Raw genomic sequence first — 14,070 nt, 5'->3', positions numbered from 1 at the left:
GCGTGCTCCGGCTCAGTTGGCGATCAGGTGCTGGTGCAGGAAGTCGAAGCTGGTCTTCAGCATCGCGGCATGGTCCGTGGGCTTGTCGTGTTCGAGCACGAACAGGCTCGCCCGCTTCTGCAGGTCGGCGAGCAGGGCCGGCCACGGCACGATGCCCTGGCCCAGCGCACACCAGCCGTCCTCGTCCGGCGCCGTGCCCGGCTCGGCGATGTCCTTGGTGTGGATGGCCACCAGCCGGTCGGCGTAGGGGGCGATGGTGGCCATCGGGTCGAGCCCGGCGCGGGCGACCCAGCCGAGGTCGGCTTCCCAGCCCAGCTGCTGCGGCCGGGCGGTGCTGAAGATCCAGTCCAGTGCGGTGCGGCCGCTGTAGAGGTGGAACTCGAAGTCGTGGTTGTGGTACGCCAGCCGCAGGCCTTCGTTGTTGAGCCTGTTGCCGATGGCGGCCAGCCGCGCGCCGACGGCCTGCCAGCCGATCGCGGTGGACGGGCGTTCGCCCATCGGCAGCCACGGCACGATGGCCAGGCGGCAGTCGGTGGCGTGGCAGGTGTCGATCACGCCCTGCAGGTCGTGTTCGGCCATCGCCATGCTGACGTGCATCGAGGACACCCGCAGGCCGTGCGCGGCCACCTTGTCGGCGAACTCCTCGGGCGGCAGGCCGTGGCTGGCCACCGATTCGACCCACTTGAAGCCGGCGGCGCGTGCCATCGCGAGCTGGGTGTCGAGGTCACCGGCGTCGCGCAGGGAATAGAGCTGGACGGAGAGTTTCATGGGGGGCTCCTGGGCCTAGAACAACTTGCCCGCGAGCGGCGCCGGGCGCTCGCAGCGGGTGGTGAGGGAGATGCGCTGGCCGGTTCGGCCGGCGTCGAGGGCGCGGTCCATCACTTCGAGGACGTGCAGCGCCATCTCTGCGCTGCAGCGGTGCGGGCGGCCTTCCTGCAGGGCCAGCGCCATGTCGATCAGGCCGATGCCGCGGCTGTTGGTGGTGTACGGCCGGCCGCCGGGCGCACGTTCGAACTCGCCGGTCTGGCGGTTGTGGCGCACGGTGCCGCCGAACTGGTTCGGGTCGGCGCCGAGCAGGGTGCCGTCGTCGCCGTACAGCTCCATCGGCGTGTGCGTGTGGCGCCAGACGTCGAAGCTGGAGGTCTGCACGAGGTGGGCGCCGCTGGCGAAGGCGAGCTGCGTCACCACATGGGTCGGCACCGCCACCGGCAACTGCTCGCCTGCGCGGGCGCCGAGCGGCACGGTGCGCGGGTTGTGCGTGGTGTGGCTGGTCGAGGTGAGGCTGGCGACCGGGCCGAGGTGGTGGACGAGGTGCGTCAGGTAGTAGACGCCGACGTCGTGCAGCGGCCCGCCACCCGGCTGGTAGAAGAAGGCCGGGTTCGGGTGCCAGTGGTCGGGGCCGTGGTTCATGAACTGCGCCGTGCCGTGGCGGATGGCGCCGACCGTGCCGGCATCCACCAGGGCCCGCAGCGCCTGCCCGGCCGCGCCGAGGAAGGTGTCCGGCGCGCAGCCGACCCGCAGACCCCTGGCGCGCGCCAGCTCGACCAGCTCCAGCCCCTGCTCGAACGTGGCGGCCAGCGGCTTCTCGGTGAAGAAGTGCTTGCCAGCGTTCAGCACGCGCAGGCCGACGGCGTGGTGCGCCTGCGGCGGCGTGAGGTTGAGGATGATCTGCGCGTCGCTGGCGAGCAGGTCGTCGATCGACAGCGCAGTCAGGCCGTGTTCGGCGGCGCGACTGGCGGCGAGATCCGCGTTGGCGTCCGCGATGGCGACGATGCGCACGCGGCGGCAGCGCGAGAGCGTCTTCAGGTAGGCGGGGAAGATGTTGCCGCAGCCGATGATGCCGATCGGCAGGGCAGCGGGGCGGGTCGAGGCGGCGGTGGTCATGGGCATTCCATGGGGGCGTGCGGGCCGGGGCCGACCGAGGCACGCCAGACGACTTCGGGCGGGAAGTCGCGCGTGACCGGCAGGTCCAGCCCGTAGCAGAGGTTGAGGACGTGCCGGCAGGCGCTGGTGGCGACGCTGGCCGTGGGGATGCGGATCGTGGTCAGCGGCGGGGAGGTGTAGGGGGCGAAGTCGTCGTCGTCGTAGCCGAGCACGGAGATGTCCTCGGGCACGCGCAGCCCGGCCTGCACCAGCCGGCTGATGCAGGCCAGCGCCATGACGTCGTTGGCCACGAACACGGCGGTGAAGGCCGGACGCCCGCCGGGTGCCGCGGCCAGCAGGCGCTGCATGGCCGCATCGCCGCTGGGCAGGTCGAAGGCGCCGTCGGCGCTGTGCTCGGGGCGCACGGTGATGCCGTGGCGGGCCAGTTCGCCATTGAAGCCGTTCAGGCGGGCTTCGTTGTCGGGCGTGTCCTGCGGGCCGCGCACGGTGGCGATGCAGCGGTGGCCCCGGGCCAGCAGCGCGCGGGCGGCCAGCCGTCCCCCGGCATGGTGGTCGGCGCAGAAGGCGTTGTCGCGGTGCACGGCGAGCCGGCGGTTCACCGCCACCAGCGTGGGCACGCGCTCCATCAGCCGCTCCAGATCGTCGTCGTCCAGGCTGTTGGAGGCGACGATCAGGCCGTCGCAGTCGCGGCCGATCAGGAAGTCGATGCCGTCGAGGTCGAGCTGGCGGGTCGTGCCGATGCCGCAGCCGTTCGCCGCGATCATGTGGCGCCCGACCGAGCGCAGCACGCCGTCGATGGTGGCAACGATGCCGGAATAGAAATGGCCGTCGAAGCCGGGGACATAGACGCCGATGGCGCTGGATTGCTGCAGCGACAGCGCCCGTGCCGTGCTGGACGGCCGGTAGTCGAGCGCAGCGGCCGCATCGCGCACGCGCCGTGCGGTGTCCTCGGAGACCGAGCCGTTGCCGGACAGGGCGCGCGAAGCCGTCGCCACGCCCACGCCGGCCAGCCGGGCGACATCCTTGATGGTGCTCATCGCGGTGGGGAGCAGGTCACCCCGGAGGGTCCTGCAGAGTATTGAGACAGGTCGCGATGATCCCATCGGCCGCTGTTGCTGCCCCCGTCACCCGCAGGCGCCGCAGCTCGCCGGGCAGCAGATCGAGGAAGTTGTCCTCGAACGGCATCCCCGGCGTGCCGGGCAGGTCCAGCCAGACGCCCTTGGCGGGCCGGGTCGCCTGCACGGTGACGCAGCCGTCCGCGTCCGTGGCGATCTGCAGCCCGGGATCGGGGAAGCGGTGCCAGCGGTAGGGCTCGGGCCAGGCGTGGCCCTGGGCGCTGCCCGTGTCACTGGTGAGCTGGAGCGAGGCGATCAGCGGCCGTTCCGGTTCGGCAGACCACGACGGCGGTGGCGCCAGCTCGGTGGTGGCATTGGCGCGCAGCGTCGCCGCGGTATGGGTGTCGTCGACCGTGTCGCCATCGACCGTGTGCAGCTGCCAGCGCGCCTGCACGGCCAGCGGCTGCGCCCCGGCGTGCATCGCCCAGGCGGCCACGCCCGACGCCCCGCGCCGCACGGCACAGGCCAGCGGCGCCATTGCGCGGCGGATGGCGTACCAGGCCGGCTTGGGCGTGCCGGCGCTGTCCACGATGGCCCAGCTGGTCACCGGCCAGCAGTCGTTGAGCTGCCAGACCAGCGCGCCGCCGCAGCCCCGCGCGCCAGCGGTCTGCCAGCGGCGGCGGAAGGCTTCGTAGGCGTGGCGCAGCGCCTCGGCCTGCACGAACTGCGTGGCGTAGACCTCGGCCGCCAGCGTGTCCGGGCTGCGCAGCGTGTCGGCGCGGTAGACGGCCAGCCGGCGGTGGCCATCCGCGCCGACCGGGGAAAACGCCTTGTTGTGCCACTGCAGCGTGCGGCTGCCGGGAAAACGTGCCTCGGCGGGGATGGCGTGCTCCAGCACCGCCATCGACGGATGCGACTGCATCCCGAACTCGCTGACAAAGCGCGCACCGACCTCGGCGTAGCGCTGGTACGGGAGCATGAGCTGGTGCCAGACCTCCCAGCTGTGGCGGTCGCCGACGGTGGGGTCTTGTGACGGGCGCACGCCGCTGCCGGCCACGGTCGCTTCCGCGCCGGTGCTGGCGGTGTAGGGACTGCCGGGCCAGTAGGGGCGGCCCGGGTCGAGCGCGTGGCACAGCGTCGGCAGCACCTGCTCGTAGATCGCCCGCGCCTCGAAGCGCGACAGGTCGCCGCCCGGTCCGTAGGCGCCGACGGCCTCGGCGAGCATGTAGTCCTCGTTGTTGCCGCACCAGAGTGCCAGGCTTGTGCGGTGGCGCAGCCGGGTGATCGCGGCGCGCGCCTCGGCCTCGACGCTGGCGACAAACGCCGGGTGCGCCGGGTACAGGCCGCAGGCGAAGACGAAGTCCTGCCAGACCAGCACGCCGAGCGCGTCGCAGGCGTCATAGAAAGCGTCGTCTTCGTAGATGCCGCCGCCCCAGACGCGCAGCATCACGAGGTGTGCGTCCACCGCCTGCTGCACCCGCTCGCGGTAGCGCGCCGGGGTGATGCGGTTGAGCAGGTTGTCGTCGGGAATCCAGTTCGCGCCGCCGCAGAAGACCTCGACGCCGTTGACCTCGAACACGAAGCTGCGCCCCGACTCGCCCGCCACCGGCGCCTGCACCAGCCGCAGCCGGCGCAGGCCGAGGCGGCGCTGCTGTGCGTCGACCACGGTGCCGTCGGCGCGCACCAGCCGGGTGTACAGCGTGTAAAGCGGTTGTGCGCCGTGGCCGGCCGGCCACCAGAGCTGCGGTGTGTCCACTGACAGCGACGCGGTGTGCTGCGCGGTGGCAGGGCTGCGGTGCGTGGCGACCAGCGTGCCGGCGGGATCCCGCAGCGTGTGCTCCAGCGCGATGCTGCCGAGCAGGTCACCGTCGAGCCGGGTGTGCAGGTCGATGCGGGCGTGGGCCAGATCGTCGCCGAGCGTCACCGGGCTGGCGAGTTCGGCGATGCGCAGGTCGGCCGACTCCAGCCGGACCGCCTTCCACGGCCCGCAGGTCAGCAGCGTCGGGCCCCAGTCCCAGCCGTAGTGGTAGGGCGCCTTGCGGACGTAGAGCCGGCTCGGGTCGCCGTTCCACAGCGGACGGGCGCCGTGGTGCGCTTCCAGGGCGCGGCCGCGGCGCAGCGCGCTGTCGAAGCGGATCCACAGCGTGTGCCGGCTCGGCCCGGCGTGCGGCAGCCGCGCGGTGATGTCCACACGCAGCGGCACGAACATGTTGTCGCTCTCGGCCAGCGGCTGGCTGTCGAGCCAGACCCGGGCGAAGGTGTCCAGCCCCTCGAACACCAGCGCCACCTGGTCGCGCAGCGCGTCGGCGGCGAGGTCGAAGTCCAGCCGGTAGCACCAGTCGCGCTCGGCCACCCACTGCACGGCGGTTTCCTGGCGGCCGATCAGCGGGTCCGGGAGGGCTCCGCTGTCGATCAGGTCCTGGTAGACGGTGCCGGGGACCGTGGCCGCGTGCCAGCCGTCGGGCGCGGTGAACTGTTCCGTGTCGCCCAGCCGCGCATCGGCCGCACGAAACCGCCAGCCCGCGTGCAAGGGCTGCTGGAGCAGGGGACGGGCCATGGCGTGTCCTGTGGTGGTGGCGTCGGCTCAGAGCCGGGCTTCGCTCTTGGCGTCGAACATCGAGGCGCGCGGCAGGTCGAAGCCGAAGGCGATGGCGTGGCCGACCGTGCCCTGCCACTGGTCGTCGGCGATGGCGCTCAGCAGCACGTCGCCGACCGTGAACCAGACGATCTTCTGCGGCCCGAGCGGCTCGATCAGCGTGAGGCGGCCGGTGTGCGGCGTGGCGTCACCGACCGTGTGGGCCAGGCGGACCTGCTCCGGCCGCACCCCGAGGACCACCTCGCGGCCATCGGTGGCGGGGGTGGCAAACGGATAGGCCGACACGTCGGTGCTCAGCGTGTCGCCGACGAAGGTGGTGCCACCGCTGCGGGTCACCAGCTTGCCGCGCAGCGTGTTCATCGTCGGCGAGCCGAGGAAGCCCGCCACGAACAGGTTCACCGGCCGGGTGTAGATCTCGTCGGGCGAGCCGATCTGCTGGATCACGCCGGCCTTCATCACCGCGATGCGGTCGGCCAGCGTCATCGCCTCGACCTGGTCGTGCGTGACGTAGACCATCGTGGCGCCGAGCTGGTGGTGCAGCTGCTTCAGCTCGCGGCGCAGCTCGGCGCGCAGCTTGGCGTCGAGGTTCGACAGCGGCTCGTCGAACAGGTAGACCTTGGCGTCGCGCACCACCGCGCGGCCGATCGCGACCCGCTGGCGCTGGCCGCCGGAGAGCTGCGCCGGGCGGCGCTTGAGCAGCTCCGTCAGGTGCAGCATCTCGGCCGCCTTGGCCACGCGCTTGTCGATCTCGGCCGCCGGCACCCGGGCCACGCGCAGACCGAAGGACATGTTCTTCTCGACGTTCATCGTCGGGTAGAGCGCGTAGGACTGGAAGACCATGCCGATCTCGCGGTCCTTGGGGTCGGCCCAGGTGACGTCGCGGTCGCCGATGCGGATGCTGCCCTCGGCGACGTCGTTGAAGCCGGCGATGGTGTGCAGCAGCGTGGACTTGCCGCAGCCCGAGGGGCCGAGCAGCACCAGGAACTCGCCGTCGGCGACATTCAGGTTCATCCCTTTCAGGATGGTGTTGCCGCCGAGGACGATGTCGAGGTTCTCGATGTGGACGCTGGCCATGGTGGGGTCTCGTGAAATATTGGGATCAGCCCTTGACCGCGCCGGCGGCAATGCCCCGCACGAACCAGCGACCGGAGAAGAAATACACCGCCAGCGGCACGAGCGAGGTGAGGATGGTGGCGGCCATGTCGATGTGGTAGCGGCGCTCGCCGAACGTGGTGTTGACCAGGTTGTTGAGCTGCACGGTCATCGGGTAGTTGTCCTTGCCGGCGAAGATCAGGCCGAACAGGTAGTCGTTCCAGATGCCCGTGACCTGCAGGATGGTCGCCACGATCAGCATCGGCGTGGCCATCGGCAGCATCAGCTGGAAGAAGATGCGCCAGAAACCGCCGCCGTCGATGCGCGCGGCCTTGAACAGCTCGTTCGGCACGGCGATGTAGTAGTTGCGGAACAGCAGCGTCAGCACCGGCATGCCGAAGATGCAGTGCACCAGCAGGATGGCCCAGTAGGTGTTGTAGAAGCCGCCCAGCCGGAACCACGCCACCAGCGGGTAGATCATCACCTGGAAGGGCACGAAGGCGCCCAGCAGCATGATGCCGAACAGGATGTCGCCCCAGCGCGAGCGCCAGAAGCTCAGCGCGTAGCCGTTCAGTGCGGCGAGGAAGACCGACAGGATGGTGGCCGGCACGACCAGCCGGATCGAGTTCCAGAAGCCGCCCTGGATGCCCTCGCAGGCCAGCGCGATGCAGGCGCTCGACCAGGCTTCCTTCCAGTTGCCGAACTGCGGCGAGGCGGGCCAGGCGAACAGCAGCGCCTGGCGGATCTCCTCGGGCGACTTCAGCGAGGTCACCACCATCACGTACAGCGGCAGCAGGAAGAAGGCGGACGTGGTCAGCAGGAAGGCGTAGATGCCGATGCGGGCGGGCGTGACCAGCGGCCGTCGGGGACGCTGGCCGCGTGGCGTGGTCGGGGTGGCCAAGGAAGCAGCAGTGGTGCTCATGTCGATAAACCCTCAGTGGCCGGCGTTCTGACGCGCCTGGACCTTGGAGCGCCAGTACAGCAGCGGCGCGAGCACGGTGAACACGGTGACCAGCATCACCACGGACGCGGCCGACGCCAGCCCGATGTTGTTGCGGCCGAACAGGTGGTCGATGATGAATTTGGCGGGCACTTCGCTGGCGTCGCCGGGACCGCCGCTCGTCATCACGGCGACCACGTCGAAGGTGCGCACCAGCGCCACGGCCAGCAGCACGAAGGCCGTCGCGTAGGCCGGGCCGAGTTGTGGCAGCACGACGCTGAGGTAGTAGCGTGGCTTGGACACACCCTCCAGCCGAGCCGCTTTCCACTGCTCCTCGTCCACGCCGCGCAGTGCGGCCAGCAGGATGGCCATCGTCGTGCCACTGCCCTGCCAGACCATCGCCAGCCCGATCGCGTAGAGCACCATGTCCGGCTGCACCGTCCAGTCCAGCGTGAAGCTCTCCCAGCCCATCAGGCGCAAGGCGTTCTGCAGGCCCAGCGTCGGGTTGAACAGCCACTGCCAGATCAGGCCCGTGACCACGAAGCTCATCGCGTAGGGGTAGAGGAAGATCGTGCGGAACCAGCTCTCGGCCCGGACCTGCTGGTCGATGAAGATCGCCATCAGCGTGCCGAGCACCAGCACACCGAGGATGTAGACCACCGCCAGCACGCCCATGTGCTGCAGCGACACGATCCAGCGGTCGGTCTCGAACAGGCGCTGGAACTGGTCCAGGCCGACCCAGTCGTTGCGCGGAAACAGCTTGGACGAGGACAGCGAGATCCGGATGCTCCAGATCACCGAGCCGACGTAGGCGAGAAGCGCCGTGATGGCCAGCGGCAGCAGCGCAGCGTGCAGGGCCAGGTTCAGGCGTTTGGGTCGTGCGGAGCGCGCCATGGCGGTTCTCGCTGGTCATGCAGCAGCCCGACCCTGGCGGCTGGGGCCTCGGGGGTCGGACGGTCGCAAAGGGGAGAAAGGGCGCGCGGGGTCAGGGACCTGGTCCCGCGCGGTGCAAGCTCAGCGCTTCAGGGCGACAGCCATGGACTTGATGGCGTCATCGGCCGACTGGCTGGAGTTCCAGTATTTGCTGACCGCGTCCTCGAAGGCGCCCTTGGCATCCGGGCTCAGCAGCTCGTTGTCGCTCTGCAGCAGGCGGTTTTCCTTGATGGCCTGCACGCCGGCCTGGGCGCAGATGTCCATCTTGCTGGTGTCCACGTCGGTGCGGATCGGGATCGAGCCCTTCTTGTTGTTGAAGGCGACCTGTCCTTCCGGCGAGATCATCATCTCGGCCAGCTTCTTCTGCGCTGCTGCCGAGTCCGCCGACTTCTGCTTCGGGAACACGAACACGTCGCCACCGATCGCGTAGGGCATCTTCGGGCCGCCGGCCATGAAGCAGCCGTATTCCTTGCCTGCGGTCTTGCCAGCGTTGACGAACTCGCCCTTGGCCCAGTCGCCCATCATCTGGAAGGCGGCCTTGCCCTCGATGACCATGCCGGTGGCCAGGTTCCAGTCGCGGCCCGGCGAGCCCGGATCGACGTAGCCCTTGAGCTTCTTGAAGGTCTCGACGGCCTTGCGGAAGCCGGGGGTCGAGGCGTCCTTGTCCTTGAAGGTCTTCAGGTACAGATCCTGTCCGCCGGTGGCCAGCAGCACGCCGCGGAAGGTGATGCCTTCCTGCCAGCCCTGTCCGCCAAGCGCCAGCGGGACCACGCCGCCCGCCGCCTTGACCTTGTCCATGGCCGCGAACATCTCGTCCATGTTGGTCGGCTCCTTGGCGCCGGCCTTGGCCAGCACGGCCTTGTTGAACCAGACCCAGTTCTCGTTGTGCAGGTTGACCGGAACGGCGAAGTACTTGCCGTTGACCTTCACGGCGTTGCGGATCTTCTCGGGCAGCAGCTTGTCCCAGTTGCCCTTCTTGGCCACGTCGTCGAGGTCGTTCAGCAGGCCTTCCTTGATGATCTCCTCGTACTGCTTGCCGTAGTTGTACTGGGCGGCCGTCGGGGCGTCGCCGCCCATCGTGCGGTTGGCCATCACGGTGCGGGCCTGCGCGCCGCCGCCGCCGGCGATCGGGGTATCGACCCAGGTGCCGCCCGCCTTGGTGTACATGGTGGCGAACTCCTTGATGGCGGCGGCTTCGCCACCCGAGGTCCACCAGTGGATGACTTCGGCCTTCTGGGCCTGCGCGGCGCCGATGGCACCGAAGCTGATCAGCGCGGCCGCGGCCACTTGCTTCATGCGGATGTTCATGGTCATCGTCATCGCTCTTGTCTCCTCAGGTTGTAAGGGCGGCTGGGGTAGCGGTCGCCCGACGCTGTTGCAGGAAGGCCTGGAAGGCGCGCGCACTGTCCTTGAGCGTGCGCACCTGGGTTGTGTAGTCGACGTGGACCAGCCCGAAGCGGCGCTCGTAGCCGAAGGCCCACTCGAAGTTGTCCATCAGCGACCAGACGAAATAGCCGCGCACGTCCACCCCGGCGTCGATCGCGCGGCTGACCGCGGCGAAGTGGCGCTTGAGGTAGGACTGGCGCTGGGTGTCGTCGATGCGGCCGCCCTCGACGCGGTCGTCGCTGGCCATGCCGTTCTCGGTGATGTAGACCGGCGGCAGGTTCGGGTAGACCGCCTTGAAGCGGCGCAGCAGGTCTTCGAGGCCTTGCGGGTAGACCTCCCAGCCCATCTGCGTGCGCTCGACATCGGCCAGCGGCACATCGGTGAAGCCGTGCGCGCCGTCGCTGCGCAGGTTGCTGCGGAAGTAGTAGTTGATGCCGAGGAAGTCCATCGGCTGGCGGATGAGGTCCATGTCGCCGGGCAGCACCAGCGGGGCGCTGCCGGGCCAGAGCGTGTCCCACAGGTCCGCGGGGTAGCTGCCGGCCAGCAGCGGCTGCAGCACCCAGTCGTTGTGCTGGAGTTCGTAGAGGCGGGCGGCTTCCTGGTCGGCCGGGTCAGCGCTGTCGGAGGTGCCGCGGCCGACGTTGGCGACGATGCCGGCGGGCGTGCCCGGGTCGTGTTCGCGGATCGCCTGGAGGCCCAGCCCGTGGCCGAGCAGCAGGTGGTGCATGGCCTGCGTCGCGTAGCGCGGATCGGCCAGACCCGGCGCATGGTGGCCGTTGCCGTAGCCCAGGAAGGCCGAGCACCACGGCTCGTTCAGCGTCATCCAGCCTTCGACCAGCCCGCCCAGTTCGCGGGCCACCAGCGCGGCGTACTCGGCGAAGCGGTAGGCGGTGTCGCGGTTGAGCCAGCCGCCGCGGTCTTCGAGGTGCTGCGGCAGGTCCCAGTGGTAGAGGGTGACGTAGCGCTGGATACCGTGCGCGCCGAGCCGCGTCAGCAGGCGGCGGTAGAAATCGAGGCCTTCCTGGTTCGGCGTGCCGTCGGCGTGCATGACCCGTGGCCAGGCGATCGACAGGCGGTAGGCGTCGACGCCCAGGTGGGCGATCAGGTCGGCGTCGTCGGCCCAGCGGGCGTGGTGTTCGCAGGCCTGCTCGCCGGTGTCGCCGCCCAGGGTCTTGCCGGGGATGGCGGAGAAGGTGTCCCAGATGCTGGGCAGGCGGCCATCGGCGTCGATGGCGCCCTCGATCTGGTAGGAGGCCGTTGCCACGCCCCACAGGAAATCGGGCCGCGCCATCGCCGATCCGGGCGGCGGGGCGATGCGTTGGGGCAGCGGGCTCTGGTCGTGATCGGACAAGGGGGACTCCGGAAGCTGGAACCGTTGGAACCGGTTCCAACGAGCCGCCAGTGTCACGGTGTCAGCACATCGTCAGGAGAGGGGAAACCCGATTCCTCGGGAATCCCCGGAGCCATGCGCCCCTTCAAGGCCCGGATCCATGGCGCAGTGTCCCGCCCGTGTCGCGTCGCAGATCGCGAAAGGGCCCGAACAGCCACGAGCGGGTGCCGATCACCAGCGTGTACGGGCGCTTCTGGTCCTCGGGCAGGCGCTGGTCGGCCAGGTGCTGCTGCGCGAAGTCGCTGGCGATGCGGGCCAGGCGTTCATTGAAGACCTGCGCCAGCCGGGTGTTGATCTCGCCGTGGACCAGCATGAGCTGCTCGCCTTCGCCGTCGAAGCCGCCGCGGAAGTAGTCCGGCACCACCTCGGCGCGGAAGAACTGCATCACCGGCCCGTGCGGCCGCCAGCGGAAGGTCTTGGCCACCTTCATCCGGTAGCGGTTGTGCGGCTTCAGCTCGATGATGCCGAGCCGGTCGAGCTGCGCAAAGTAGCCCGTCAGCTCGGCCTCGGTGTAGCCGTAGCCGGCCAGCACCTGCTCGAAGGTCCACTGGCTCAGGCAGCAGATCGCCGCCAGCAGCAGCTTGCGGTCGGCGACCACGGCGCGCTCCTGCTCGGGGGTCAGCTCGATGCGGGGCGGGGTGTCCTCGGCGACGCGCCGCGCCAGTTCGGCGAAGTCGGTGCGCAGCACGCGGCAGATGGCGTCGATGCGCGACAGCGGCATGTCGCCCTGCGCGAACATGCGCTTGACGCTGGACTCGGCCATGTCGAGCTGCACGGCCAGCGCGGCGTAGGTGAGGCCAGCGGTCTTCAGCTCGGCCTTGAGGACGCGGATCAGGTCGGCGGTGGTGCTCATGGCGTGGCGGGTCCTCGGTCTGCAAACTGGTATCGCCAAATGATACTCATCAAGGCATTGGCTGATATTTCGTTGCTTATCGTTGCCCCCCGGGGCGCTCTGCCCGAGTATCCATTCCGTGTTCAACGCACTGCCAGTCGAAAGGTTTTTCACCATGCTCCCCGATGTGTCCACCCCGTCTTTCCCGGCTGCTTCGTCCAGCCTGGTGCGCCGCGATACCCGCGCCTGGCGCATGCAGGTCTGGATCTCCTTCGGTCTGGCGGTGACGCTGTGCGCGACCGGCCTGGCCTGGCTGCCGGGGCAGGACCTGGACCGCGCGTTCATGGTGATGGGCTACCTGTTCTGCCTGACCTCGGCCTTCGGCCTGTCCAAGTTCATCCGCGACAACGACAAGCGCCGCAACGACACCCCCGGCTGGCGCTACGTGGTCTGGGGCGGCTTCTTCCTGGCGATGGGCCTGACGGCGTGGGGGCTGTGGCGCATGGACGTGCAGCCGGTGTGGAAGGCCTACCTCGCGGTGAGCTGGCTCTACCTGATCTCCTCGGTGTTCACGCTGGCCAAGACGCTGCGCGATGCCCACGAGGCCGATGTGCTCGAAGCCCGCCTGCAAGGCCGCCGCGAAGCCCGCGACGACGCCTGATCCACGACCTCCGACCCGACAAGGAAACCGCCATGAAAGCGATGAAGAAGTTTCTTGCGCTGGCGCTGGCCGCCAGTGTCGTGATCGCCCCGACGCAGGCCTGGGCGCACCGCGATGGCTCGGAAGCCAGCGCGCTGTCCGCGCTGTCGCTGGGCGTGCCGCTGGCGATCCTGGCGGCTCCTGCGGCAGCGGGTGTGCTGTCGGCCGGTGCGGCGCTGACGGTGGCGAGCGTGCAGGTGGCCGCGGCCGGCACGGTCTGGGTGCTGACACAGGCCTCGACCGGCGCCAGCGTCGCGCTGACGCTGAGCGCCGCAGGCGCCGAGGCGCTCTCGGTCACGGCGGGCACGGCCGTGGTGGTCACGGCGCTGAGCACCGGCTGGATCCTGTCGGCGGCGGGCAAGGCGCTGTGTTTCATCCCCAACGAGATCGGTGCCTCGCTGCTCTACAACGAACGGATGACGCGATGAACGCCGCCGCCGTGCGCCTGGCCCCCTGGGCGCTGCTGCTGCCGCTGGTGCTGACCTCACCGGCCGCCCACGCTGGCCGGAACTGCGAGCAGAAACCGCCGTCCCCCGAGCAGATCCGCAGCGCGCTCGATCTGGCCGCGAAGACCGCGCGCTGGCTCGACAGCAGCGGCGCGACGCTGGCCGTCATCGCCCGCCGCGGCCAGAACCTCGACCGCTACGGCGTGCGCTACTCGCACCTCGGCTACGTCTACCGCGACGAGGGCGCCAAGGCCTGGCGCATCGTCCACAAGCTCAACCAGTGCGGCACGGCCGAGTCGGCGCTGTACCGGCAAGGGCTGGCCGAGTTCTTCAGCGACGACCTGTTCGACTTCGAGGCCGGGCTGGTGGTCCCGACCCTGGCCGTGCAGGACGCGCTGCGCCCGCTGCTGCAGGACAACACCCGCGCCGCCACGCTGCACCACAAGCCCTACAGCATGGTCGCCTACCCGTGGGCGCAGCGTTACCAGCAGAGCAACCAGTGGGCGCTGGAGACGCTGGCCTGCGCGGTGGAGCCGAGCGCCTGCGAGCGCTCCCGCGCCCAGGCCTGGCTGCAGTTCAAGGGCTACCAGCCGACCACGCTGAACCTCAGCGCCGGCCAGCGCCTGGGCGCCCGCGTCGGCAGCGCCAACGTCGCCTTCGACGACCACCCCAGCGCCCGCCGCTTCTCCGACCGCATCGACACGGTCACCGTCGACTCGGTGTTCGCCTTCCTGCCGCGTGCGGGGCTGGCCGGCGCGCCACAGACCGTGCGCTGAACGCGGCACGCCGCGGCTGCCGTGTCACGCCGCTTGGACT

Annotated in this window: 13 protein-coding genes; 3 read left to right on the top strand and 10 right to left on the bottom strand. The window is 70.0% G+C overall.

Features of this window, described 5'->3' with window-relative positions; genetic code table 11:
- Positions 1–12 precede the first annotated feature (12 nt).
- From BDD16_RS02065 to BDD16_RS02020, 10 genes are all read right to left on the bottom strand, one after another.
- Positions 13–768, bottom strand: coding sequence for a sugar phosphate isomerase/epimerase family protein (locus BDD16_RS02065; RefSeq protein ID WP_179632406.1), 756 nt, complete (start codon positions 766–768; stop codon positions 13–15).
- Positions 769–783: 15 nt separating this feature from the next.
- Positions 784–1,884 (bottom strand): Gfo/Idh/MocA family protein, encoded by a 1,101-nt coding sequence (locus tag BDD16_RS02060; protein WP_179632405.1) that lies wholly within the window; start codon positions 1,882–1,884, stop codon positions 784–786.
- Positions 1,881–2,921: a substrate-binding domain-containing protein gene (locus BDD16_RS02055; RefSeq protein WP_179632404.1), complete on the bottom strand. Its 1,041-nt coding sequence runs from the start codon at positions 2,919–2,921 to the stop codon at positions 1,881–1,883. The genes BDD16_RS02060 and BDD16_RS02055 overlap by 4 nt, the downstream gene beginning before the upstream one ends.
- 16 nt (positions 2,922–2,937) lie before the next feature.
- Positions 2,938–5,496, bottom strand: a complete 2,559-nt coding sequence (locus BDD16_RS02050; RefSeq protein WP_179632403.1) for a beta-mannosidase — start codon at positions 5,494–5,496, stop codon at positions 2,938–2,940.
- 27 nt (positions 5,497–5,523) lie between these two features.
- Positions 5,524–6,609 carry an ABC transporter ATP-binding protein gene (locus BDD16_RS02045; RefSeq protein WP_179632402.1) on the bottom strand — a complete coding sequence of 362 codons (1,086 nt, stop codon included), beginning with the start codon at positions 6,607–6,609 and terminating at the stop codon, positions 5,524–5,526.
- 25 nt (positions 6,610–6,634) lie between these two features.
- A complete protein-coding gene (locus BDD16_RS02040; protein WP_179632401.1) occupies positions 6,635–7,549 on the bottom strand; it encodes a carbohydrate ABC transporter permease in 915 nt (304 codons plus the stop codon).
- A 12-nt stretch (positions 7,550–7,561) separates the two neighbouring features.
- Entirely contained in the window at positions 7,562–8,461 is a 900-nt protein-coding gene (locus tag BDD16_RS02035; RefSeq protein ID WP_179632400.1) for a carbohydrate ABC transporter permease, read from the bottom strand.
- 120 nt (positions 8,462–8,581) lie between these two features.
- Positions 8,582–9,820, bottom strand: a complete 1,239-nt coding sequence (locus tag BDD16_RS02030) for an ABC transporter substrate-binding protein (RefSeq protein ID WP_246332443.1) — start codon at positions 9,818–9,820, stop codon at positions 8,582–8,584.
- A gap of 13 nt (positions 9,821–9,833) precedes the next feature.
- Entirely contained in the window at positions 9,834–11,177 is a 1,344-nt protein-coding gene (locus BDD16_RS02025; protein WP_179635954.1) for a GH1 family beta-glucosidase, read from the bottom strand.
- A gap of 184 nt (positions 11,178–11,361) precedes the next feature.
- On the bottom strand, positions 11,362–12,129 hold the full coding sequence (locus BDD16_RS02020) for a helix-turn-helix domain-containing protein (protein ID WP_179632399.1): 768 nt from the start codon (positions 12,127–12,129) through the stop codon (positions 11,362–11,364).
- A gap of 232 nt (positions 12,130–12,361) precedes the next feature.
- On the opposite strand from BDD16_RS02020, the gene BDD16_RS02015 reads away from it, so the two are divergent.
- The 3 genes from BDD16_RS02015 to BDD16_RS02005 are packed head-to-tail and all read left to right on the top strand — an operon-like array spanning position 12,362 to position 14,030.
- Positions 12,362–12,769, top strand: a complete 408-nt coding sequence (locus BDD16_RS02015; protein ID WP_246332664.1) for a YiaA/YiaB family inner membrane protein — start codon at positions 12,362–12,364, stop codon at positions 12,767–12,769.
- Positions 12,770–12,801: 32 nt separating this feature from the next.
- On the top strand, positions 12,802–13,236 hold the full coding sequence (locus tag BDD16_RS02010; protein WP_179632397.1) for a hypothetical protein: 435 nt from the start codon (positions 12,802–12,804) through the stop codon (positions 13,234–13,236).
- Entirely contained in the window at positions 13,233–14,030 is a 798-nt protein-coding gene (locus tag BDD16_RS02005) for a DUF2145 domain-containing protein (RefSeq protein WP_179632396.1), read from the top strand. Before BDD16_RS02010 ends, BDD16_RS02005 begins: the two co-directional genes overlap by 4 nt.
- The last annotated feature ends 40 nt before the right edge of the window (positions 14,031–14,070 follow it).

The sequence above is a fragment of the Sphaerotilus montanus genome, assembly GCF_013410775.1.
In the GTDB taxonomy this organism is placed as follows: Bacteria; Pseudomonadota; Gammaproteobacteria; order Burkholderiales; family Burkholderiaceae_C; genus Sphaerotilus; species Sphaerotilus montanus.
The sequence above is the reverse complement of the archived record's forward strand: the minus strand, read 5'-3'. Positions and strand labels throughout refer to the sequence as shown.